This window comes from Veillonella parvula (assembly GCF_040097785.1).
Taxonomy (GTDB): Bacteria; Bacillota; Negativicutes; order Veillonellales; family Veillonellaceae; genus Veillonella; species Veillonella parvula_D.
On record NZ_JBBNNS010000005.1, the window covers coordinates 70,268 to 95,200 of the forward strand.

Sequence of the window (24,933 nt, forward strand, 5' to 3'; positions counted from 1 at the left end):
GAAAAGTTTTGATAGATATAATCGTAGATTTTTTAGTGCTTAAAAGGAATAAGGGAATTATAATAAAATGATGAAGAAAAGGGCATAAACCATGGCTTTTTAATGGTAAAAAGTAGCTATTTATAGTACAATATATTGTATATGATTATGTCTATTTTTAGGCCTTTTCATAGGGAACTTGAAATTACTAATTGATATATAGGCCGTGAGGCCATCTAGGAGGTATAGTCTTGGCAAAGGTAGGATTAATTGCGGGCATAGGTGTTTTGCCTGTAGAATTCATGCGTGCCGCTCATGTATTGGGCCACGAGGTGGTTGTTATCGGTGTGGTACCTGATATAGACCCGGCTCTAAAGGCTGAGGCTGATGCTTTCTACGATATTGGTGTTGCTAAACTAGGTAAAATCTTCAAAACCTTGAAAAAAGAAGAGGTTGAAGAGTTAACCATGCTTGGGAAAGTTACTAAAGAGATTCTTTTTAAAGGTCTTACGTTTCCTGATTTAAAAACATTAGGTGTTTTAAAGCGTCTTAAAAATCGTAAAGATGATACGATTATGCTTGCTATCGTTGATGAAATAGAACGAGAAGGATTTAAAGTATTAGATCAAACCGTATACTTAAAACCATTTATGCCAAAGGTTGGAGTGCTTTCAAAAGCACAACCTACAGATGAGCAATGGGCTGATATTTGTTTTGGTTTTGAACTAGCTAAACAAATGGGTGCCCTTGATATAGGTCAAACTGTTGTTGTTAAGCATAAGGCGACCATGGCTATTGAAGCTATTGAAGGTACTGATAAGTGTATTTTACGAGGTGGCGAGCTCGGCCGTGGGGATGCGGTTGTCGTTAAAACCGAAAAACCAAATCAAGATGTACGCTTTGATGTGCCGGCAGTAGGCATAAAAACGCTCATGTCTATGATTGATAGTGGTTGTAAGGTACTAGCTGTAGAAGCGGAAAAGACTATTTTCGTACAACAACAAGACGTGCTTGATATGGCAGATCGTCATGGTATTGTTATCTGTGCTGTTGACCAAGAATTTGTAAATTCCAGAAAGGATGCATAATGAAAGTCATGTTTTCCGCCGGTGAAGCTTCCGGCGATACTCATGCGGCAAGTGTAGCCAATGCATTGAGAGAAATAGATCCTTCTGTAGAAATGTTTGGTATGGGTGGCACCTTGATGGAGCGTGCTGGTGTTCGTATCGTGTATGATATTAAGAATCTTGGTGTCATTGGTATTGTAGAGATTGTGAAATCATTGCCAAAATTCTTTAAGTTGCGCACGTATTTGAAACGCGTCATGATGAAGGAGAAACCGGATATTCTCGTTTGTGTAGATTACCCAGGTTTTAATATGAAATTAGCTGCGGTGGCTCATGAACTGGGGATTCCTGTTTTGTATTATATTGCTCCAACGATTTGGGCATGGCATAGTAGTCGAGGTAATACAATCCGTAAGTATGTAACTAAGGTAGCATCTATCTTTCCATTTGAAGCTGAAGCATATCGCAAGTATAAATGTAATGTAGATTTTGTAGGGCATCCTTTACTCGACATCGTACATCCTACGATGACTAAGGATGCGGCCGAAGCATACTTTGGGGCTCGCAAAGAGGCTAAAAAGGTATTGCTCATGCCTGGCAGTCGTAAACAAGAGGTTTTATCCTTACTTGATACGATGTTAAAAAGTGGTGAGCAATTGATGGCGAAGCATGACGATATTCAATTCTTCTTGCCTCGAGCACATACAATTGATCGAAGTGAGCTAGAAGCGTTTATCGATTCTCATAAGGTGCCTGTTACGATTACGGAAGACCATACATATGACTTGATGCAGATTTGTGATGTGTGCCTTGCTGCATCAGGAACGGCTACATTAGAAACGGCGATGATGGAATTGCCAACGGTATTATTGTATCGTGTATCTCCAATTACGTATGGTATTGGTAAGATGGTTGTGAATGTAACACATGTGGGCTTGCCTAATATTGTAGCGGGTAAAGAAGTCATTCCCGAATTATTACAAGATGCTGTCACTCCAGACGCAATTGTGTCTTTGGTAGAACCATTGCTCAGAGATGTAGACAAAAATGAAGCTATGCGCAGTGAATTGCGCGAAGTACGTCATAAATTAGGTGAGCCGGGTGCAGTAAAACGGGTAGCACATCTTGTATATAATCTCGGTAAGGAGAAATGTAATGAATAGTTATTCTAGGCTCTTATACTTTGTAAAGCCTTATTATAAGCGAATGCTTTTTGCAGTGTTCTGCATGATTGTCGCTGCTGCTGCCTATTTGGTAGTACCTTGGCTAATTAAGAATGTAGTAGACCAAGTATTAGATGAAAAGAATATGTTTATGTTGAACCTCATTGTAGGTGCTATTATACTCATTTTCCTAATTCGTGGCTTTGCTACCTATGGTCAAACTTATAACATGTCCTACATCGGACAGCGCGTGATTATCGATGTACGCGAGGCTATTTTTAATCATCTACAAAAATTAAGCTTATCCTATTTCGATCGTCGTAAGACGGGCGTTATCATGAGTAATCTTACAAATGACGTAGCTGCATTGCAAACGGCCGTGGTAGATAACTTGATTTCTTTTATCACTGAATCTGTAACACTTATCGGTTCCTTGGTGTCCATGCTTCTCATTGACTGGAAATTGACGTTAGTTACTTTTATTACGGTTCCCGTAGTTTTAGTGATTATCAATGTTTTTGGTAAGAAGCTTCGCGTGGCGGGGCATGATGTCCAAGGGCGTGTAGCTGATATTACGGCACTTTTACAAGAGGTAATTAGTGCAGTTCGCGTTGTAAAATCCTTTGCTCGTGAAGATTTTGAGCGTAAGCGCTTTGAAGATGAAAATGATCGCAATTTTAAAGCAGTTATCAAAGCTACTAAATTGACTAGCTTGTTAAGCCCAATGGTTGAGTTTTCTGCGGCAATCGCTGTAGCGGTCATCCTTTGGTACGGTGGTTACTCCGTAGTAACAGGTGCTATTACTGCAGGTTCTTTGATTGCCTTCTTGATTTATGCTATTAACTTGTCGAATCCCGTAAAACGTTTGAGTCAAGTATATGGTAATATTCAAAAGGCGTTGGCTGCTGCTGATCGTGTATTTGAAATTTTAGATACTAAAACAGATGTTGTGGAGAAACCTGATGCTATTACATTGCCTGCTATTACCGGCAATGTGGAGTTTAATGATGTTTCTTTCTCCTATGATGGAGAAAAGGCTGCCTTAGAACATTTTACCTTGTCTGTTAAGGCTGGTGAAAGTGTGGCCCTCGTTGGTCCATCTGGTGCAGGTAAGACAACTCTCGCGAACTTACTACCTCGTTTCTATGATGTAACAGGTGGTTCTATTACAATTGATGGTTACGATATAAAAGATGTTACTTTTAAATCCTTGCGTGAACAAATTGGTCTTGTACCACAGGAAACCGTATTATTCAATGCTACAATTAAAGAGAATATCTTGTATGGCCGTTTAGATGCTACTGATGAAGACGTGTATGAAGCGGCTAAAGCGGCTAACGTACTTGAGTTCGTTGAGAAGATGCCTGATGGTCTCGATACAATTGTAGGCGAACGAGGCAGTTCATTATCTGGTGGACAACGTCAACGCGTTGCCATCGCACGCGCTATTTTAAAAGACCCTCGTATTTTAATTCTAGATGAAGCTACATCTGCTTTAGATACAGAGAGTGAAAAACTTGTACAAGAGGCGTTAGATCGCCTTATGAAAGGGCGTACGGCATTTGTTATTGCCCATCGATTGAGCACTGTTCAAAATGCTCATCAAATTGTTGTACTCAATCAAGGCCGCTTGGTAGAGCAGGGGACTCACCAAGAGCTATTAGCTATTGACGGCGGATTGTACAACCATCTTTATTCCGTTCAATTCTCCAATAAAGGATAACCATGTACTGGATATATAACGTATTGCTCATATTCTATTGGATTGGCTTGATTCCGGTTATTTTATACCGACTTGCCTTTGAAGATGGATTTTATGAGCGTATCAAACAGAGTGCAGGCTATATGCCAGCTTCACTATTAAAGAAAATTGAAGGGCGTCGTGCTATTTGGATTCACGCCGCTTCTGTAGGGGAAATTGTGGCTACCAGTCCATTGGTAAAAGAAGTCAAAAAGGAGTTTCCAGAAGCTGTTGTAGTTGTGTCTGTAGTTACTGCTACTGGTCATGCTATGGCTCATCGTATCATTCCTGAAGCAGAAGGAATTATATTCTTTCCCCTTGATTTACCATATTTAACTCGTAAAATTTTACATATTATTAAGCCGATTACTATTTTACTTGTAGAAACTGAAATCTGGCCAAACTTCTTACGTATCGCCGAATCGGAAAATATTCCAGTTATGATGGTTAATGGACGCATTTCAGATCGCAGTATGAAACGTTATAAGTATATCAGTGCTTTTACACGTGAAATGTTACGTTCTATTGAGCGTTTTTGCATGCAGTCCAAATTTGATGCGGCGTATATTGAAAGTTTAGGTGCTCATACACCTGATATTACCGTAACAGGTAATATGAAATACGATCAAACATATGCCACCGTATCATATGAAGAAAAACAAGCTCTTCTCGATGAATTTGGCTTTGGGAATAATCATCCTATCATTATTGCAGGTAGTACTCACAAAGGTGAAGAAGAGGCTATTTTTGAAACCTTCAAGCAAGTATTGAAAGAGTATCCACAAGCTCGTTTATTGATTGCACCTCGTGAGATTTATCGCGGTCATGATGTGCAAAATATTGCAAAGCGTTATGAATTGAGTGCTATTTGTCGTAGCGATATGAAGGAGCCTGTTCACGAAGGCATTCCCGTTGTTGTTTTAGATACCATTGGTGAACTTGGACGACTGTATAGCTTAGGCGATATTATCTTTGTTGGTGGTTCCCTTGTTAAAACTGGAGGCCATAATATTTTGGAACCAGCTGCACATGGTAAGCCAATTTTGGTTGGGCCTCATATGTTTAACTTTAAAGAAATTTTCGCCTTATTAAACTCTCGAAATGCTTGTGAGCAAGTGAAGAATGGAAAAGAGTTAACCGCTATGGTCTTGCGGTTATGTAATGATAGAGACTTGGCTAAAAAGATGGGGCAAAATTGCATGGATATCATTAAAGAAAATCGTGGTGCTACGCGACGTAATACACAAGAGTTGCGTTTGCTATTTGAGAAACATCAAATTATTCCGTAGTAAGACTAAATTTGTAGATTAGTTTACTGTATTACATAATAGGAGGCGTCACCTATGAGTGGGGAAGCATTATTCAAATCCATCGTTAGTGGTGAAGATCAATCCGTATTAGGTGATATAGCTCGCTCCAGTTTAGGCCTTTTGAGTAAAGGTTATGAGAAAGCTGTATCAATACGCAATGCTCGATTTGATGAGGGTAAAGGCGTTACGAAAGTTACAGTGCCTGTAATCAGCGTTGGCAACATTACGGCTGGTGGTACTGGAAAAACACCGATGGTGCGATTTATTTGTGATGTGCTTACTCAGAAGGGCCTTCATCCTACTGTTCTTAGTCGTGGGTACCGTGCAGAAGATAATAACAAAAATATTATTATTTCTAAAGACGGAACAATGCTTGTAGAGCCATCTATCAGTGGTGATGAGGCTTGGTTACTGGCTAAAGTTTTACAAAAATCCAATGTAATTATTGGACGTGAACGTTCTAAATCTGCAGAAATCGCTATTAATGAGCTAGGTGCCGATTGTCTTATTATGGATGATGGATTTCAACATCGTGCACTAGCAAGAGATATTGATATTGTACTAATTGATGCATCCAATCCGTTTGGCTATGAACATGTGTTGCCACGGGGACTATTACGTGAACCCCTTAGTGGTTTACAGCGCGCGGATATTATCGTTCTTACTAAGGTTGATCAAGTAGCACCAGGTATTGTATCCGGCATTCGAAAGCGATTAACTCAGATGATTCCCAATATACCTGTCTATGAAACAACACATAAACCGCAATTTATGTACACCTTAGATGAGTGGGCTAATGGTTCTGTTGGGGCTTCTGTAGATGCTTACAAGGAACAACGTATTATGGCTGTAAGTGGAATTGGAAACCCTCAATCCTTTACACAAACGTTAACTGATGTAGGGTATAACGTTGTTCATACCTTGTCATTTGGAGATCATCATGACTTTTCAAATGATGATGTAGTTGAGATTTGGAAACAAGCATTTGCTCATCAAGCTGATGCTATTTGCATTACAGAAAAGGATGCAGTTAAGTTAAGTCAGTTGCATGCAATTGAAGACTTGAAAATACCGATTCTGGTGCTATCTATAGGGATTGAATTTGTTTCTGGAAAACAAGAATTCATAGAAAATTTAGAGATTTAGTGTATAATAATAAGATACACGAATAACAGAAATGGGGTTTTATCGTGAAGTTTGGATGTGTTATTCCTGCGCGTTATGGTTCTACAAGATTACCGGGCAAACCATTAGCTGATATTGCAGGTAAACCTATGATTGAACGGGTTTATGCAAGGGTATCACAAGCTACAAAGACAGTATGTACAATTGTAGCCACTGATGATAACCGCGTATATTCTGCAGTACAACAGTTTGGGGGAACTGTTATGATGACAGATCCTAATCACCCTACAGGGACGGATCGATTAGCAGAGGTTGCTAGTCATTATACAGACTTAGATGTTGTTATCAATGTCCAAGGTGATGAACCGATGATTGATCCAAATCTTATTGATGACTTGGCACGTCTATTTGAGGAAGATCCAAACTTGCAGATGGCCACAGTAGCTACTCCTTTATTAGAGGAAGAGTACGAGGAGCCATCAGCGGTAAAGGTCATTTTAAATAATCGTAATGATGCGATGTATTTTTCTAGATCTTTAATCCCATATCCTCGTCATGACTTTGTGCGTCCGCCACTAAAACATATTGGCATCTATGCATATCGTAGAGAGTTCTTATTAAACTACGCTAAGATGGAGCCAACTCCGGCGGAGCAAACAGAATCTCTAGAACAATTACGTGCTCTAGAAAACGGTTATACAATTCGTGTTATTCTAACAAATAAACGATTTATCGGTGTTGATACACCTGAAGACTTAGCTCGTGTTAATGCAATTTACGAGCAAGAGGAGAAATAAATGAAAACAGTTCAAATTAAAGATATTACTGTGGGTGGCGGCAAGGGTTTATTTGTCCTTGCAGGTCCATGTGTTATTGAGGACTATGACCGCACATTAGCTATCGGTAAACGAGCAAAAGAGATATGCGAACGTTTAGGTGTTCCTTATATCTTTAAAGCTTCCTTTGATAAAGCTAATCGCTCTAGCTTTAACTCCTTCCGTGGACCAGGTCTTGAGGAAGGGTTAAAAATGCTTGCTTCTATTAAGAAGGAACTCAATGTACCTGTTGTCAGTGACATTCACTCTATCGAGCAAATTGAACCTGCAGCTGAAGTATTAGATATTCTACAAATTCCAGCTTTTTTATGCCGTCAAACTGATCTTGTTTACGGCGCTGCTAAAACTGGTAAATGCGTAAATGTTAAAAAAGGTCAATTCATGGCTCCTAAGGACATGGAAAATGTTCTTAATAAAATGAAAGAAACAGGTAATGAAAATCTTATGCTTACCGAACGTGGTTTTAGTTTTGGTTATAACAACCTCGTAGTTGACATGAGATCGTTCCCAATTATGCGTTCTTTCGACTATCCAGTAATCTTTGATGCTACTCATAGCGTTCAATTACCAGGTGGTGCAGGGACTAAATCTAGTGGTAACCGTGAATTTGTACCAAATTTGGCACGTGCGGCTGTGGCTAGTGGTGTAGATGGACTATTCTTTGAAGTGCATGATAATCCTGAGGAAGCATTGTCTGATGGTCCTAATATGTTGTATTTAGACCAATTCGAAGATGTGCTTCGTGATTTAGTAGCTATTGATAAAATCGTAAAAGGTTAGGGGCGGTATTTGTGACTATTTTAGAACAAGCGGCACAGGTGCTTCATGAGGAAGCTCGTGCTATTGAAGAATTAAGTTCTCGTTTGGATCACAATTTTGTAAATGCTGTAAATATGATTTTGGCTTGTAAGGGCCGTGTAGTATGTACAGGAATGGGAAAATCTGGTCATATTGGTCGTAAAATTGCGGCTACCTTGGCTAGTACAGGGACACCGGCACTTTTTATGCATCCTGGTGAAGGCGTGCATGGTGATCTTGGTATGATTACTGAAGATGATGTAGTGTTAGCCTTTTCTAATAGTGGTGAAACAGGAGAAATTATAAGTATTTTGCCGTCTCTGCGCCGCATAGGGGCTAAATTAATCTGTGTTGTAGGGAAACCAGAGTCTACATTAGCAAAAAATTCTGATATTGTATTGTTGGCAGAGGTAGAACGAGAAGCTTGCCCATTAGGTTTAGCACCTACTACAAGTACTACTGTTGCCCTAGCACTAGGTGATGCGTTAGCAGTATGTTTATTGGAACGCCATCATTTTACTCCAGAAAACTTTGCTGTATTCCATCCAGGTGGTTCCTTAGGTCGCAAATTATTGTTGACTGTAGAAAATATCATGCATGGTGGCGAGGATAATCCAACAGTATTTAAAGGGGCTACCGTTCGTGATGCACTCTTTGTAATGACAGAAAAAGGGTTAGGTGCAACAAATGTAATTGATGAAGAAGGACATTTGTTAGGTCTAGTGACTGATGGTGATGTTCGACGTGGACTTGATTCTGGTAGCAATTTTTTAGAATGGCCCGTAGAGGATATGATGACGTCTATGCCGCGTACGATTACCAAGGATAAATTGGCCGCAGAAGCGCTTCATTTAATGGAGAAAAATCAACCTCGCCCTATCACCGTATTACCAGTGGTTGATACTAATAATGTATGTCTTGGCATTGTTCACATTACCGATTTATTGCGTAGAGGCATTGTATAATGAATATTCAATGGATTGTTCTCGATGTTGATGGAGTTTTATCAGATGGCACTCTAATTTATACATCGACTGGAGAAGAGCTCAAAGCCTTTTCTGTAAAAGATGGTTTAGGCCTGACTGCAGCTCGTAAATCAGGGATAAAGCTAGCAATTATTACGGCTCGTGTATCTCCGATGGTAGAGCGCCGTGCGAAGGAGTTGCATTTTGATGAACTTCTTATGGGGCATGCTAATAAAACTGAAGCATTAAGAACTCTTTGTAAAAAACATCAAATCGACTTAGACTCGATTGCTTACATGGGGGATGATCTTAATGATTTAGGAGCTCTTCAACTCGTAGGTTTGCCGATGGCACCAAATAATGCGGTATTAGAGGTTAAATCAATAGCTAAATTTATTTCTACCGTCAATGGTGGACATGGTGCTGTTAGAGAGGCTGTAGAATATATCTTGAAGAATCAAGGTTTATGGGATTCTGTTGTTGCAGATTATGCGCAAGAGGCCCATGCTCATGGACAATAAAGGAGGTGGGCAGAATGAATAACGAATGGCAATACCATTTAGTTAAAGGCATTAGTTGGCTTGTTTGTCGACTACCATACAAGCTCATTTTGCTCATAGGCGCTTGTTTAGGTCCTGTATATGGGCTAATAGCGAAGAAGCAAAAGCTTAGAGGCATAAATAATATTAAAATTGGTATGAATATGAACGATCAAGAGGCGGAACAATTAATTAATAAGTTGTTCAAGAATCTTGGTCGAAGTGTTATGGAAGTATTATACATGCCAAACCTGACGAAATCCTTTATCAATAAACACATAGAGATGCGTGGTGTTGAACATTTAGAAAAGGCCATTGCTGAAGATAAGGGAGTTATCGTTCTTACTGGCCATGTAGGCAACTGGGAATGGATGGGGGCTGCTATGGCAGCTCATGGATATCCTTCCACTACAATTGTTAAGAAACAACCTAATGCTCAATTCACACGCCTTATGAATGAATATCGTGAGATGGTGGGGCTTGACGTATTTGCTAGTGGTGGCAACGAAATCGTTTCTGCTGCTAAGGCTTTAAAAAAGAAAAAACTACTTGGATTCTTAGCTGACCAAGATGGATATATAAATGGTTTACCAGTTCCGTTTTTGGGACAAGATTCATCAGCTGTTATGGGACCAGCAACATTTGCAAAGAAATTTGGCTCTCCTGTAGTACCTATTTTTGCATCTCGTAAGCCTGAAGGAGGACATATCGTTCATATCTTGCCAGCATTACATTATGAGGAAACTGGCGATGAAGATGTTGATATGTATCGTCTAACTGAAGCCTGTGTACGTGTTACGGAAGAATTTATTCGTGAACATCCAGATGAGTGGCTTTGGTTCCAACACCGTTGGATGACTAAGATGGATCAAATTATTGATTACGATAAGAAGATAGCTATACGGGAGAGAGCGCATGAAAAACAATAAAAAGTTAATTGCCATTGTGGTCGCTATAGTATTAGCTCTAATCGGTCTTATTGTATTTATTATGAAAGACTCTAATGAGGCTAATTCCACTCAAAATCAAAGTGGACAACTCGTTAATTTCCAAGGTGCGGACTTGCAAGAGGAAAAAGATGGCAAGCTAGTATGGGCATTATCGGCTGAGAAGATTGAATATGACCCGCGTACAAAAGCTATCGTTCTGACCAATTTGAAAGGTCTGTTCTATCAAGATGATGTGACTACTACGATTACAGCGCCTCATGCTGTCCTGACGGGCGATCGAAATTCTCTTGATATTGATCAAGGCGTTACTGCTACTAATACGGAAGGTGCAGAATTTAAAACTGAGGCCCTTCATTTTGATAACAAAACGAAAACATTGACATCTAAAACGGCTTTCACTTATAACAGTAAGGATGTAACCCTCACAGGGGACAAGCTTGAGGGCAATATGTCTTTAAAAATTATTAAAGCCATTGGACATGCGAAATTAACAAAGAAGTAATTGAGAGGAAATATGATGAATAAGAAAAAACAGATTGGTATGGCTATATTAGCTGTACTCATGACTGCATCTGTTACAGTTTGGGCTGCAAATGATCCGTTGACTATCAGCGCTGATACATTGTCTTATGATGGCAATTCAGGTCGTGCAGATGCAACAGGTAATGTTGTTATTACCCAAGCGGATAAAACTATGACTGGTGCCAAGGGTTGGTACAATACAAAAACTCAAGAAGCAAATCTTGATGGTGGTGTATCTATGATTGGTTCTGATATGGCCATGTCTGCTCAAGCGGTTCACAGTTACAATAATAATAAATTCACTGCTAATGGTAGCGTTCATTTACAACGTGCTGATCGCCAAATCTTTGGTGACAGTGTTGAGTATAATACTGACTCTGAATACGGTCTTGTTACAGGCAATGCCCGTTTGATTGCTGAAGGGACAACCTTAACCGGTGATAAGGTAGAAGGATGGATGAAGGAAGTTCGTGCTGTAGCGCAAGGTAATGTTACTTTCTCTAATCCCGAACGAAACGTGTCTGGTTCTGCTGACCGAGCTACATATACACAAACGCCAAACCAAAATGATGGAGTGGTACTCTTATCTGGTTCTGCGCATGCCGTTCAAAATGGTAATGTACTGAATGCACCGGAACTGAAAATTCGTTTAGCTGATGATTCTGCTGAAACATTAGGTGGACGTAGTACACTCGTCATTGTTCCGAATAAATAAGGATAATATATGTATATAGAAACCAAAAACTTAGTTAAAACCTTTAGCGGACGCAATGTGGTAGATGGTGTAAGTCTACGCGTTGATAAAGGCCAAGTTGTAGGTCTATTAGGGCCTAATGGGGCCGGTAAAACTACGTCATTTTATATGATTGTAGGCATTGAAAGACCAAGTTCTGGTATCATTACCGTTGATGGCAAGGATATAACAAATATTCCTATGTATAAGCGGGCGGCTGAAGGTATTGGATACTTACCGCAAGAGGCATCAATCTTTCGTTCCATGTCTGTAGAGGACAATATTCGTGCCATGCTACAGACTACGGCAAAAAAGCCTGATGAGATTGAAGCTATCGTGGAATCATTGATTGAAGAATTTCATATTGGACATGTCCGTGACCGTATGGGGATGCAATTATCTGGTGGTGAACGACGCCGTGTAGAAATTGCGCGTTGCCTCGCCTTAGAACCTAATTTCATCCTTCTTGATGAACCTTTTGCAGGTGTCGATCCAATTGCGGTTGCTGATATTCAGCAAATTATCTTACACGTTAAGAACCGCGGTATTGGTATCTTGATTACAGACCATAATGTTCGCGAAACATTGGGGATTGTAGATAAGGCTTATATTTTGAGTAATGGTAAAATCCTCCTAGAGGGTACCCCTGATGAAATTGCGAATGATCCAATCGCTCGTGAACATTATTTAGGGGATAACTTTAAATTATAGGAGGGGCTATGCGATTATTAGATAAATATATTTTAAAAGCTTTTGTAGGCCCATTCCTATTTGGGGTTTTTGCTTTTACTAGTATTTTTATTGGTACAGGCACATTGTTTAGGATTGCTCAATATATTACTGAATATGGAGCGCCATTGTTGCTTGTCATGCAAGCATTTGTCTTGGCTTTACCAAGTATTGTTATCTTAACATTCCCAATGTCGGTTTTATTGGCTTCTCTTATGACCTTTAGTCGTTTGAGTAGCACTAGTGAAATCGTTGTTATGCGTGCTGGTGGACTAAGCTTTTTACGCTTGGCCATGCCCGTATATATCATTGCACTCATCATTTCCATTGGGGCTGTAGCATTTAATGAATTTGTTGTGCCTCGTACAAATCATATGTATCAAACGATTGTGCGCGAACAAATTATGAAAAATGCATCACCTCAAACACAAAATCATATTGTGTTAAAAACGATGAATGGTGACGAGCTAGGCACATTGCTGTATGCTAAGAGCTATGATGCTGAAACCAAACAGTTGTCCATGATTACGGTTCAACAATTTGGGGAGGGCGGCAAGTTACAACAAGTTGAAAATGCTGATACAGCTATCTGGAATGGTCAATATTGGGTGATGCAGAATGGTATCATCTATGATCTATCAGCTGGTAATGGTGTTGAACGTACCATGAAATTTAAGGAGCAATCCTTGCCGATTAAGTCTGCCCCAAAAGATATTCAACAAGATCAACGTAAACCTGAGGAATTAACGATTAAGGAGTTACGTCATCAAATCAGAGCTTATAAGGCTGCTTATACTAATGCTAATAAACTTGAAATGGAAATGTACCAACGTTTTACAATTCCGTTGGCAAGTTTTGTATTTGCTCTTGTAGGTGCACCTTTAGGCCTTCAAAAACAACGTTCTAGTTCATCTATCGGCTTTGGTATTAGTATTCTTATCATCTTTATTTATTATGGGGTGATGACCTTTGCTGGTGCCTTAGGGAAAGGTGGAGCATTGCCAACCGTATTAGCTGCATTAATACCGGATACATTAGGTATTATTGCAGGGTTGTATTTGAATTGGCGCGTATCGAAATAACAGATTGTATTCTTAGGAGAAAGGAGGGACATGATGTTAGTAGGTGTCAAAATCTTAATAATTATCGCTCTTATGGGTGGTCTCATTGCTTACATGGGGGATAAGCTAGGCACTAAAATTGGTAAACGTCGTATGTCCCTCTTTGGATTACGACCTAAGCACACATCTATTATAGTTACTATTGTGACAGGCCTTTTGGTTGCAGCAGCTACAGTTGGGGTATTAACCTTTACGTCTCAAAGTGTGCGAACCGCATTGTTCGGTATGGATCAGTTGCGAGCTGATATAAAGCAGCTGAATAATGAGGTTGCTGCAAAGACGCAAGAACTGATTCGTGGGCAGGCTTTGTTAGAACAAAATAAACAAGAGCTTGAAGAACGGATGGCTGAGATCGAACAAATTCGCCGTGAAGTAGAGGCTACAAAAGCTGAATTGGCGAGTGCACAAGCTGCTAAAGACGCAACAGAAGCCGAATTGGCATCTTTACAAGCCTCTTATGCAGAGGTGTCTCAAAAGGTAGCTGAGCTTGAAGCAACACGTGCTAAGATGGAAGCGCATATTAAGAATCTACAAAATACACAAGAACAATTGCAGAATGGCATCATTCATTTACGGGAAGGAACCATTCTCTTCCAAGTAGATCAGCTATTAGCACAAGCTGTTGTACGACCTGGTTTAAGTGAAGAAGATAGTAATAATGCTATTAAACATATTATCGATGATACAAATAAACTTGTTTTACGTCGCTTAGGTATAGAAGATAATGGTCAATCCGTTGTGTATGTAGATCGACAAAATGTTGAGGTAGCTACTCAAAAGCTAATCAATTCCAAGACTCCTATGGTGGTTCAAGTTGTGGCAGCCGGAAATATTATTTCAGGTGAACCTGCAGTTGCAGTTATTCAAGTATATCCACAACAGTTTATCTATAAAAATGGAGAGGTAATTCACTCTACGGTAATTGATGGGGGTACTAATGCTCAATCGTCTATGCTTCAATTCTTGAAACAAGTAAATGAGCGTGCTAAGGCAAAGGGGATTATTCCTGATTCCTTATCAGGTGATATTGGAACGATACCTGGTGATGATTTGTTTACAGCTATTAAAAGAATAAGTACTATGCGTGGCAAGGTTCATGTGGAAGCTTATACTGATGGAGATACATATTCATCTGGTCCTGTTCACCTCAAGTTGCGTATTACTCAAATGCCAGATTTCAATGATAAGGCAAAAATGCAAACTAATTAATATAATGAAGGTATGCTGTTTTCATACATTATAAAAGAAGGTCTTATGTAATTTTCAACATAAGACCTTCTTTTTATGTTAAAATATAACTACTGTACTTACAAAGGGGATAATCAAATGACTGAAAATACATATATTTTAGCAGTGGATCCAGGAAATGAGAAAACTGGCGTAGCTATACTCTCACCTTCCGGTGAGATGATATGCCGTAAAATTATTTCTTCAAATACTTTCAATAAAGATATTGAGCGTATTTTAACTGAATATTATGGTATTGTTCATATTGTTTGTGGAAATGGTACAAATCATAAACATTTGTATCCTTCGCTTCAACAAATTGGACGTAATCATAAAATTACAACTAGTTTAATCGACGAATCTCATAGTACAGAGGAGGCCCGTAAATTATATTGGCAATATAATCCTCCTACAGGGTGGCGCAAGATTATTCCTACATCTATGCAATTTCCACCAGAACCTGTAGATGATTTGACGGCTCTCGTTATTGGATTGCGCTATACGAAGCAGTTAGCTCAGAACGAAGCGGCAATCAAAGAAGAAACTATGAGTTCAAGTGAGTTAGAAGAGAAAAGATTACATGCTATGGAGCAGTTATACGGAAAAGGAGATAATCATGACAAGTGAAACTTCAACGCGTAACTGGTCAAATCTTATTATGCGCTGTGTAATGATGATTCTAGGCGCCCTAATATATACGGTGGGCTTAGATTTGTTTTTAGTACCAAATAGCATCATCGACGGCGGTATAGTTGGTATCTCTTTGATGGCTGCGGAACTATCAGGTATTTCCTTTAGTATTTTCGTAGTACTTTTCAACTTACCCTTTTTATATTTAGGCTATAAAGTAATTGGTAAAGGATTTACCTTGTCTACTTTGTTCTCTATTATATGGATGGCAATATTTTCTACCATTGCACACCGCTTTACACCTATTACAACTGACCCATTTTTAGGGGCAATCTTTGGTGGTATAATCTTAGGTATTGGAGTAGGGCTTATTATTCGTAATGGTGGCTCATTAGATGGATCTGAAATCGTAGCTATTATCTTTGATAAACGGTCCACCTTTTCTGTAGGCGAAATTGTAATGGCCATGAATTTAGTTATTCTTGGAGCAGCGGGCTTTGTATATAGTTGGAATAGTGCCATGTATTCCTTAATTGCTTATTTTATTGCTTATAAGATGATTGATGTGACCATTACTGGACTTGAAGAATCTAAAGGGGTTATGATTATTACCGATGCAGATAATTCCAAGATTATTGCTGATGCATTAAATGCTAATCTTAATCGTGGTGTTACTATTATGTACGGAGAAGGCGGGTATTTAAAACAACCGAAACATGTATTATATTCTGTAGTAACGCGGCTAGAAATTACAAGATTAAAGGATACCGTTTATGAAGTAGATCCTACAGCATTTATTACGATCCAAGACGTACATGATGTCTTTGGTGGGAGATTTACGAAAGGTGGTCATTAAGAGGAAACTATGAGTAATAAGTTAGGTAATACAATAGTAAAAGAAATATTAGATTGGATTTATGCTATTGCATTGGCATTAATCATTGCTATGGTAATTCATATTTTCTTGATTCAACCTACTAGAGTGTCTGGGGAATCAATGGATGATACATTACACAATGGACAATATTTGATTGTTACCAAATGGCATCATATTATGAATGATATGCCCGAATATGGACAAATCGTTATTATTGATAGTCGTGTTAATCGTGTTCGTACATGGGTGGATGATGTAAAAGAACCACTGATGAACTATGCATCTGTTTTTAATAAATCCGCTCAAACAAATGATGTATGGGTAAAACGTGTAATAGGTAGACCTGGTGATGTACTAGAGTTTAAAGATGGTTATGTATGGCGTAATGGAGAAAAATTACAAGAACCATATACAAAAGATACAAAAATGAATTATACTCGGTCTACACCTGTAACAGTTCCTGAAGGTCATGTATTTGTGATGGGGGATAATCGCAATCATTCTAGTGATAGTCGTTTTATCGGCCCAGTTCCTGTTGATCATATTCTAGGATTTGTTTCTTACGCAATTTAATAATCGTGAAAGCCTATCTACGATAAATTTCATCGTAGATAGGTTTTTTATAAGTTAAGAAGGATTAAGTTATGTTGTATCTTGTGAAATGTATACTAAATAAAATTTAGCAAGACGGCTAGGTCGAATCTAAATATATCACTTATCAAGCTTATAGAAAATAAACAATTCAAACAAATGAATTAATATAAATTATAAGTGTAGCTAAATTTAATAAGTAATAATTATTAAAATTGTGGCTGTAGATAATAAAATTATCTATTTTTTTAGACTATAAAATGAAATTTTGTAAAATTAAATTTTTAAAAATGCAGTAATAATCTATGTTTTTGATATAATTTTTATTCATGAAAGAAATTTCATAAAATTTAGTTGTGTAAAATGCTTTACAAAGTTTTGGGGTGGTGGTATATTCACATCAACAGAAAGGCTACGCTACAAAGAAGTGGAGCTAAGATAGATAATTTAGTTGAGGAAACATGGACACTCCTAATACATCTTTCATAGTGATACTACTTATGTAGTGAATGTCTTCTGCAAATATAAATTCTTATTTATAAGAAAGAAGGAATTCATTATGAAAAAACAATTCGCAACAATGTTAGCAGCAACAGCAGTGTTAGGTGTAACAACAGCATTTGCTGCAAATCCATTCTCCGATGTAACTCCAGATAGTTGGGCATACCAAGCAGTATCCCAATTAGCACAAGCTGGTATCGTTAATGGTTATCCAGATGGCACTTTCAAAGGCCAAAACAATATCACTCGTTATGAAATGGCTCAAATGGTAGCTAAAGCTATGGCTAACCAAGATCGTGCTAACGCTGAACAACAAGCTATGATTAACCGCTTGGCAGATGAGTTCTCTAACGAGTTGAACAACCTCGGAGTTCGAGTATCTCGCTTAGAAGACCGTGTAGGTAATGTAAAGGTAACTGGTGATGCTCGTATCCGTTATCAAGGTTCTGAAGACAAAGGTGTTTACAAAGCTAATAGTAAATCTTTAACTGACGGCCGTGCACGTGTACAATTCAATGCTAATGTAAATGATAAAACACAAGCAGTTGTTCGTGTAAAAGGTAATTACGAATTTGGTGACTCTACTAAAGGTTCTCAAGCAACAATCGATCGTGCTTACGTAGATCACAAATTTGGTAGCAACGTATCTGCTAAAGCTGGTCGTTTCCAACAAACAATTGGTGGCGGTTTGATGTACGATGATACATTTGATGGTGCACAATTGAACGTAGGTAATGATAAAGTTCAAGTACAAGGTGCGTATGGTTATATGATTGATGGTGCTGCTGATGGCAACTCCAAATCTGATAACCCATCTGTATCCTATGTAGGCTTAAAAGGTAAAGTTGGTAAAGAATCCTCCGTTGGTGGTTTCTACTCCAGATTATCTAGCGGCAACTTGAACCATAATGGTGTAACAGTTAATTCCGATAAACAAGATGTTTACGGTTTCAATGCGGACTTCCGTAAAAATAAATTGTGGGCTGGCGGTGAATGGTTGAAAGCTTCCAACGTAGATAATTCTCAAGCTTGGACAGCAGGTCTTGGCTATGGTAACTACGACATCGCTAAAAAAGGTACATGGGATGTGAAAGGTCAATACTTCAACCAAAAAGCTAATGCACCAATCGTAAGTTCCACTTGGGATCAAGCATATGATTTAACAAATACATCTAATGGTTACAAAGGTTACATGGCTAGCGTAGACTACGCAGTACAAGATAACGTAGGTTTATCCGCAGGTTATGGCTTCAACTCTAAAGACCAAAGCGGTAATGATCTTTCCGATTTCTATCGTGCAGAATTAAATTACAAATTCTAATTCCCTCACAAACAAAAAAAGACTTCTTCGGAAGTCTTTTTTTGTTGCATAAAAGTATTATGAATTATTTTATATATAATAGTATATATATATAGTAAAATGTTTTATAAATACATAATATTAAAAGTAATCGAATAATTTAGTGGTTATCAAGAATTATATCCCTTATATTGTAGGATATATTTATAAAATCTTTCTGTATAGAAAGATAAATTTCTTATTAATTATATATATATTAATAAGTTTAACTTAATGAAAAATATAATAAAAATTCTCAATTAATAGAAAAGGATATAAAATTAAATTTTTTTATGAAAAAAATTATATCCTATAAAACTAGATAAAATCTAACTTAGCAAGCATTTTAAGTTATAAAAACAAGATAATGAGAACACAATTGAGAAAAAAGGGTTTACACGAAAAAGTGGTTGTGCTAATATCACCGTACGAGAAGTAGCAAACACATGAAATGAAGAACTTCGATGTAGAATGTGGCGAGGAAACGTGGACACTCCCAAAGATTCTTAATCTGAAGAACTGAGTAGAATGTGAATGTTATGACTTGTAACATTTTATTTTCTATTTTTTTCAGAAAGAAGGAATTTAACTATGAAAAAACAATTCGCAGCAATCTTTGCAGCAACAGCAGTATTGGGTGTAACTACTGCATTCGCAGCTAACCCATTCTCCGACGTAACTCCAGATTCTTGGGCATACCAAGCAGTTTCTCAATTGGCTAACGCTGGTGTTATCAATGGTTACCCAGATGGTACTTTCAAAGGCCAAAATAACATCACTCGTTACGAAATGGCTCAAATGGTAGCTAAAGCTATGGCTAATCAAGACCGCGCTAACGCTGAACAACAAGCTATGATCAACCGTTTGGCTGATGAATTCTCCAACGAATTGAACAACTTGGGCGTTCGTGTAGCTCGCTTGGAAGACCGCGTTGGTAATGTAAAAGTTACTGGTGATGCTCGTCTTCGTTACAAAGATGCTGAACATGCTAAATCCAAATTTGACGCTCGTGCACGTGTACAATTCAACGCAAAAGTAAACGATCGTACAGACGCTGTAGTTCGTTTGACTTCTGGTAACTTCGAATTAGGCAATTCTGAAAATGAAGATAAAGCAGATGCTACAATTGACCGCGCTTATGTAAACCATAAATTCGGCGAACGCGTATCCGCTAAAGCTGGTCGTTTCGGTCAATCCTTCGGTGGCGGCTTGATGTTCGACGGCACATTCGACGGTGCTCAATTGAATGTTGGCAACGATAAAATTAATGTACAAGCTGCATACGGTTACATGGTATCCGGTGATAATGGTAGAATTGTTGCCAATAATACCAATGGTAACGAATTAACAAAAGATCAAAATGTAACTAACACATATATTGGTTTAACTGGTAAAGTAGGTAAACACACTATGGTAGGCGGTTTCTACGACCGTGTAAATCAAGATACTGATAATGGTTACAAAAACATCTATGGCTTCAATGCTGATGCTAACTTCGACAAAGTTTGGGTTGGTGGCGAATGGTTGAAAGATTCCCATGTAGACGACTCTCAAGCTTGGACTGCAGGTCTTGGCTTTGGTAACTACGACATCAAAAAAGCAGGTACTTGGGGCGTAAAAGGTCAATACTTCAACCAAAAGAAAAATGCACCAATTGTAGATACTACTTATAATCAATTCTACACTACAGATGCTAAAGGTTGGATGGCTTCCGTTGACTATGCATTGCAAAATAACGTTGGTTTATCTGCTAACTATGGTTTCGACTGGAAAACTCAAGATGGTACTGACAAAGGTGACTTTTACCGTGCAGACCTTAACTACAAATTCTAATTTGATAGTTAATTATATGAAAGAGACTTCTTCGGGAGTCTCTTTTTTGTGTTTAATATAAAGTTAAATGAAAATTATATGAAGTGTTTATTATAGTGTTTTATTAATATTATACAATTGATTAAGAAATAATAATTAATTGATAATAGAGGATTTTGCATTTAATGAAAGTTTTATGACTATACTTTCTAATCATTATTAGAGTTCTTACCGCTAATTTCTATCTATATAGCCACTATTAATGGTATAATAAAGAGTATTTAAAATTTTTATAAAGGAGGCAAACATGAATCCTTCTTTTTCTCATATTAAAATGGTTGCCATTGATTGTGATGAAACCTTGGTACGCAGTGATAATACTGTATCTGACTATACAGTAGATGTGTTACATCGTTTACAGCAAAGGGGCATCGTTGTTACCATTGCTACGGGACGGATGTATCAAACGGCAAAGCCTATTGGTTCTGCTTTAAAGCTTGGTAATGTACCCATGATTTTGTTCTCTGGAGGACTCATTCAAGAATTAGAAACAGGGTGTAAACTATTTGAGCAGACCGTTTCTGTTGAGGCTGTACAGCGTATTTATGAATTAGCAAAACAATATGATTGGCATATACAATCCTATATAGATGATCATTTGCTATGTCATCATAAAACATGGCAGTCCGATCTCTATGAAGTTCAAACGGGAGCGAAAGCAGAGTTTTTAGGTGATGGGTTATATACTTTAGAGTCTGAACCAAATAAGCTAATCGCTATTGATACAGTAGAGGGGATTGATCAAATTATTGATACTTTGACTCCTGAAGTGGGCGATTTGGTTAATCTAGTTCGTAGCCAAAAAGACTTTTTAGAAATCGTTGCCCTTAATGTGTCAAAGGGGCGTGCTTTGACACAACTAGCTTTAGATAATCATATTAGTTTAGAACATATCGTTTCTTTTGGTAATGCAGAAAATGATATTTCTATGCTACGTAAAACAGGTTACTCTGTAGCTGTTGAAAACGCTACAGATCATGTAAAATCTGTGGCTTATACAATTTGTGGCCATCATAATGACGATGGAGTAGCCCATTGGATTGAAGATAATCTTTTATAATGGAGTAAAACTATGGAAGCATTTCGTTTGTTAATAGTTACAGGTATGTCAGGTGCCGGCAAAACTCAAGTATTGCAAGCTTTAGAAGATATGGGGTATTTATGTATTGATAATATTCCCCCTGTGCTGATTCCTAAATTAAGTGAAATTTGCCGACAAGGTGGAGAACGGACTAATCGCGTTGCTCTTGTTGTAGATATTCGGGGGGGCGAATTTTTTGAAGCTCTTTCTTCATCTTTAGATACATTAAAAGATATGAAGGTAGATTTTGAAATTGTATTTATGGATGCTACAGATGAGACTTTGATTCGTCGATATAAGGAAAGTCGACGGAGTCATCCATTGGCTCCTAATGGGCTAATTACAACAGGGCTAAAAAAGGAACGCCAAATTCTTAACTCTGTGCGCCATAAAGCAGATTTTATTATTGATACCACTAATATGAAAACAGCCAGCTTGAAAGAGTATTTAAAAACGCGCTTTGCTCAAGTTGATGAAGCTCATGGTATGGCTATTACTGTAGTGAGCTTTGGTTTTAAGTATGGTATTCCTCTCGATGCAGATATGGTATGGGATGTTCGTTTTCTACCTAATCCATTTTATATTCCTGAGTTTCGTCATAAAACAGGTCGTGTAAAAGCAGTGAATGAATATATTCATTCCTTTGAAGTAACAGAGGAATTTAAAAAACGTTACTTTGATACCATGGACTTCCTTGTACCAAATTATGAACAAGAAGGGAAATCTCAGTTTATTGTGGCAGTAGGTTGCACAGGTGGTATGCATAGATCTGTAGCTATGGCAGAGGCTCTATACTCGCACTTGTTAGAAAAAGGATATCGTGTAACTGTTGAACATAGAGATATGATGAAAAATAATGTAGAAGAAGATTATAATCCTCATGAAATTATAACACTTGATAACTAGATAGGGGGGATTATGTTGCGAAAAGGATGGTTCCGGTGGCTAATTCCGGGTCTAAATATAAAACGTTGGCTTGCCCTATTTAGTTGTGGTGTAGGTCTTTTAATTATTGGTATTTCTTTGATTTTTAACTATCAATGGCTTGCGGTTCTTGAAGATATTGTACTTGCCTTTTCCTATAATATGACGGGCTTTTACAATTATAATGTACTCATTGCTGTAGGGGCTGTACTATTATCGATTGGTGCTGTATTAATGCTCATCGGTACGAGTAAAGTTATTAAAACGATTATTCGTGCGGTACTACCTAATCCTGACAGCAAAGTATCGGATATTATTTTTCAAAATATCCGACTCGATAAGGGCCCAAAAATTGTAGTAATCGGTGGTGGTACGGGCTTATCAAATTTATTGCGTGGTTTGAAATCACATACATCAAACCTATCTGCGATTGTAACAGTTGCTGATGATGGAGGTTCTTCTGGTCGCTTGAGAGAAGACTTTCAAATGATAGCTCCTGGTGATTTGCGAAACTGTTTAGTATCACTAGCTGAACAAGAAGGAGTAATGGAGAACTTATTCCGTTATCGTTTCGATGGTGAAAATGAGCTTTCTGGGCACAGTTTTGGTAATCTCTTTATCACTGCGCTTGCTCAAGTTTATGATGGAGATATTGAAGAAGCTCTTGAAGCGGCTAGTAAATTGTTGCGTGTCCGTGGTCGTGTAATTCCTTCCTCTACAGAGTTCATTAAATTGCGTGCAGAGATGACAGATGGCACTATTGTAGAAGGTGAAAGTAATATACCACACTCGGGTAAACGAATTCGCCATATCTATAGTGATCCAGCATTGCCTAAGCCAGAGGGGGCTGCATTACGTGCCATTGATGAAGCGGATGTAATTATTTTAGGTCCTGGTAGCTTATATACAAGCATTATCCCAAATTTACTAACTGATAAGTTGGCCTCTCATGTACGTGCCAGTAAGGCTAATAAAATCTATATTGCTAATGTTATGACACAACCGGGTGAAACCACAGGCTACACATTAAATGACCATGTAGAGGCTTTAATTGCTCATGGCGGAGAAGGAATTATAGATACTGTTCTTGCCAATGATGGGCCGTTGCCAATTCAAATGGTTGAACAATATAGTGCTGTAGGATCTGAACCATTGGTATTAGATACTAAAAAGTTACAAGACAAAGGAATCCGCACTATACGAGCTACCTTAATTAACCCTCAAAAACCAGCTGTTCACGATCCTGAACGGTTAGGTAAAGTTATTATGGATATCATTCATGCTATGCAATCTAATACTGAACCGCATATCTTAGAATATTATCTTCAACGAGATGATCATTAATGAGAAGGGATGTCCATGTCATTTGCAGAAGATGTAAAAAATGAATTATGCCAATATGAAGTCTCTAGTGATGCGGATGTGGCCATGAAAATTGAAGCGTCTTGCTTATTGCGTATGAGCGGATCTATCATTTTGGGGATGAAAGGTGCCGTTGGCATTCGTTTAGCTACGGCTAATAATGCAGTAGCTCGTCGGTTGCTTGGTATTTTGAAAAAGCAATACGAATTACCTACAAATGTATTAGTACGACAAGGTTTAAACCTGCGTAAAAAAAATATGTATACGCTCTCTGTGGAACCTTCTATAGAGGGGAGACAGGCTTTAGAGGATCTTGCTTTATGGCCTGTAACCGAACAAATTCCTCGCAGTTGGCTCAAATCAATGGAAGCACGACGAGCCTTTTTAAGGGGAGCTTTTTTAGGGGGAGGCTCTGTCAATAAACCACAAAGTGATTACCATCTTGAGTTTATGACGGGAAACGAGATTTTTGCGAGGGAAATTATCCATGTATTACGGCTTTTTCACATTCATGCAGGCTTAACAGAGCGGAAGGAAGAGTATGTAGTATATCTTAAAGAAGGGGATGCAGTAACAAATTGTTTGCAAATCATGGGGGCTCAATCGGCGCTTATGGAATTTGAAAACGTGCGGATTATGAAAACCGTACGGAATCAAATAAATCGTCAAGTCAACTGTGAGACGGCAAATTTACAGAAGGTTGTGGATGCAGCAGTTCGTCAGGTAAAAGCAATTCGTATTATTGATAGAGAAATCGGCATTGAAGAATTACCTGAAAAGTTGCGCGTCGTTGCAAGACTTCGGTGGGAGAATCCTGAAGCGAGTTTAAAAGAGCTTGAAGAGTTGATGGAGGGGGAACTATCTAAATCTGGAATTGGCCATCGACTAAAGAAGATTGAAGCATTAGCACTTACGTATGACCCGTTGGGGCTCGAAGAAATATAGAGGTAA

General features: G+C 38.3%; 24 protein-coding genes. All 24 read left to right on the top strand.

The window, feature by feature from the left end:
• The first annotated feature begins 230 nt into the window (after nt 1-230).
• The 24 genes from AAA071_RS08560 to whiA all read left to right on the top strand — a co-directional run bounded on the left by AAA071_RS08560 (nt 231) and on the right by whiA (nt 24,927).
• The gene (locus tag AAA071_RS08560; RefSeq protein WP_118091615.1) at nt 231-1,067 is read left to right on the top strand and encodes an LpxI family protein; all 837 of its coding nucleotides are present in this window, start codon (nt 231-233) and stop codon (nt 1,065-1,067) included.
• A complete protein-coding gene (gene lpxB / locus AAA071_RS08565) occupies nt 1,067-2,209 on the top strand; it encodes a lipid-A-disaccharide synthase (protein WP_021147885.1) in 1,143 nt (380 codons plus the stop codon). The genes AAA071_RS08560 and lpxB overlap by 1 nt, the downstream gene beginning before the upstream one ends.
• Nucleotides 2,202-3,932 carry an ABC transporter ATP-binding protein gene (locus tag AAA071_RS08570; protein WP_024061012.1) on the top strand — a complete coding sequence of 577 codons (1,731 nt, stop codon included), beginning with the start codon at nt 2,202-2,204 and terminating at the stop codon, nt 3,930-3,932. Before lpxB ends, AAA071_RS08570 begins: the two co-directional genes overlap by 8 nt.
• A 2-nt stretch (nt 3,933-3,934) precedes the next feature.
• Nucleotides 3,935-5,239 (top strand): 3-deoxy-D-manno-octulosonic acid transferase, encoded by a 1,305-nt coding sequence (locus AAA071_RS08575; protein ID WP_118091616.1) that lies wholly within the window; start codon nt 3,935-3,937, stop codon nt 5,237-5,239.
• A gap of 54 nt (nt 5,240-5,293) precedes the next feature.
• Complete coding sequence (gene lpxK, locus AAA071_RS08580; RefSeq protein WP_118091617.1) at nt 5,294-6,406, top strand: tetraacyldisaccharide 4'-kinase; 1,113 nt, start codon at nt 5,294-5,296, stop codon at nt 6,404-6,406.
• 44 nt (nt 6,407-6,450) lie between these two features.
• Complete coding sequence (gene kdsB, locus AAA071_RS08585; protein ID WP_004695494.1) at nt 6,451-7,182, top strand: 3-deoxy-manno-octulosonate cytidylyltransferase; 732 nt, start codon at nt 6,451-6,453, stop codon at nt 7,180-7,182.
• Entirely contained in the window at nt 7,183-8,001 is an 819-nt protein-coding gene (kdsA, locus tag AAA071_RS08590; protein WP_004695496.1) for a 3-deoxy-8-phosphooctulonate synthase, read from the top strand. It begins immediately after the preceding gene.
• An 11-nt stretch (nt 8,002-8,012) separates the two neighbouring features.
• Nucleotides 8,013-8,984, top strand: a complete 972-nt coding sequence (locus AAA071_RS08595; RefSeq protein ID WP_004695498.1) for a KpsF/GutQ family sugar-phosphate isomerase — start codon at nt 8,013-8,015, stop codon at nt 8,982-8,984.
• Nucleotides 8,984-9,505 carry a KdsC family phosphatase gene (locus AAA071_RS08600; protein WP_008603441.1) on the top strand — a complete coding sequence of 174 codons (522 nt, stop codon included), beginning with the start codon at nt 8,984-8,986 and terminating at the stop codon, nt 9,503-9,505. Before AAA071_RS08595 ends, AAA071_RS08600 begins: the two co-directional genes overlap by 1 nt.
• A 14-nt stretch (nt 9,506-9,519) precedes the next feature.
• The gene (locus AAA071_RS08605) at nt 9,520-10,452 is read left to right on the top strand and encodes a lysophospholipid acyltransferase family protein (protein WP_004698446.1); all 933 of its coding nucleotides are present in this window, start codon (nt 9,520-9,522) and stop codon (nt 10,450-10,452) included.
• Entirely contained in the window at nt 10,439-10,975 is a 537-nt protein-coding gene (gene lptC, locus AAA071_RS08610; protein ID WP_004698432.1) for an LPS export ABC transporter periplasmic protein LptC, read from the top strand. Before AAA071_RS08605 ends, lptC begins: the two co-directional genes overlap by 14 nt.
• A 12-nt stretch (nt 10,976-10,987) precedes the next feature.
• Nucleotides 10,988-11,710, top strand: a complete 723-nt coding sequence (locus AAA071_RS08615; protein ID WP_008603439.1) for an LptA/OstA family protein — start codon at nt 10,988-10,990, stop codon at nt 11,708-11,710.
• Between the two features lie 9 nt (nt 11,711-11,719).
• On the top strand, nt 11,720-12,439 hold the full coding sequence (lptB, locus tag AAA071_RS08620; protein WP_008603437.1) for an LPS export ABC transporter ATP-binding protein: 720 nt from the start codon (nt 11,720-11,722) through the stop codon (nt 12,437-12,439).
• Between the two features lie 8 nt (nt 12,440-12,447).
• Nucleotides 12,448-13,539 (top strand): LptF/LptG family permease, encoded by a 1,092-nt coding sequence (locus AAA071_RS08625; protein WP_008603435.1) that lies wholly within the window; start codon nt 12,448-12,450, stop codon nt 13,537-13,539.
• Nucleotides 13,540-13,572: 33 nt separating this feature from the next.
• Nucleotides 13,573-14,787, top strand: a complete 1,215-nt coding sequence (locus AAA071_RS08630; protein WP_039965495.1) for a DUF3084 family protein — start codon at nt 13,573-13,575, stop codon at nt 14,785-14,787.
• A gap of 117 nt (nt 14,788-14,904) precedes the next feature.
• Complete coding sequence (locus tag AAA071_RS08635) at nt 14,905-15,432, top strand: RuvC family protein (protein ID WP_008603431.1); 528 nt, start codon at nt 14,905-14,907, stop codon at nt 15,430-15,432.
• A complete protein-coding gene (locus tag AAA071_RS08640; protein ID WP_039965494.1) occupies nt 15,422-16,291 on the top strand; it encodes a YitT family protein in 870 nt (289 codons plus the stop codon). The genes AAA071_RS08635 and AAA071_RS08640 overlap by 11 nt, the downstream gene beginning before the upstream one ends.
• A 9-nt stretch (nt 16,292-16,300) precedes the next feature.
• On the top strand, nt 16,301-16,885 hold the full coding sequence (lepB, locus tag AAA071_RS08645; protein WP_004695516.1) for a signal peptidase I: 585 nt from the start codon (nt 16,301-16,303) through the stop codon (nt 16,883-16,885).
• A gap of 577 nt (nt 16,886-17,462) precedes the next feature.
• A complete protein-coding gene (locus AAA071_RS08650) occupies nt 17,463-18,725 on the top strand; it encodes an S-layer homology domain-containing protein (protein ID WP_004695518.1) in 1,263 nt (420 codons plus the stop codon).
• A gap of 609 nt (nt 18,726-19,334) precedes the next feature.
• A complete protein-coding gene (locus AAA071_RS08655) occupies nt 19,335-20,576 on the top strand; it encodes a putative porin (protein WP_004698453.1) in 1,242 nt (413 codons plus the stop codon).
• A gap of 286 nt (nt 20,577-20,862) precedes the next feature.
• Nucleotides 20,863-21,675, top strand: a complete 813-nt coding sequence (locus AAA071_RS08660; RefSeq protein WP_349234139.1) for a Cof-type HAD-IIB family hydrolase — start codon at nt 20,863-20,865, stop codon at nt 21,673-21,675.
• Between the two features lie 12 nt (nt 21,676-21,687).
• The gene (rapZ, locus tag AAA071_RS08665; protein WP_004695526.1) at nt 21,688-22,602 is read left to right on the top strand and encodes an RNase adapter RapZ; all 915 of its coding nucleotides are present in this window, start codon (nt 21,688-21,690) and stop codon (nt 22,600-22,602) included.
• A 12-nt stretch (nt 22,603-22,614) separates the two neighbouring features.
• Nucleotides 22,615-23,964, top strand: coding sequence for a gluconeogenesis factor YvcK family protein (locus AAA071_RS08670; RefSeq protein WP_287518224.1), 1,350 nt, complete (start codon nt 22,615-22,617; stop codon nt 23,962-23,964).
• A 15-nt stretch (nt 23,965-23,979) separates the two neighbouring features.
• Entirely contained in the window at nt 23,980-24,927 is a 948-nt protein-coding gene (gene whiA, locus AAA071_RS08675; protein ID WP_287518226.1) for a DNA-binding protein WhiA, read from the top strand.
• The last annotated feature ends 6 nt before the right edge of the window (nt 24,928-24,933 follow it).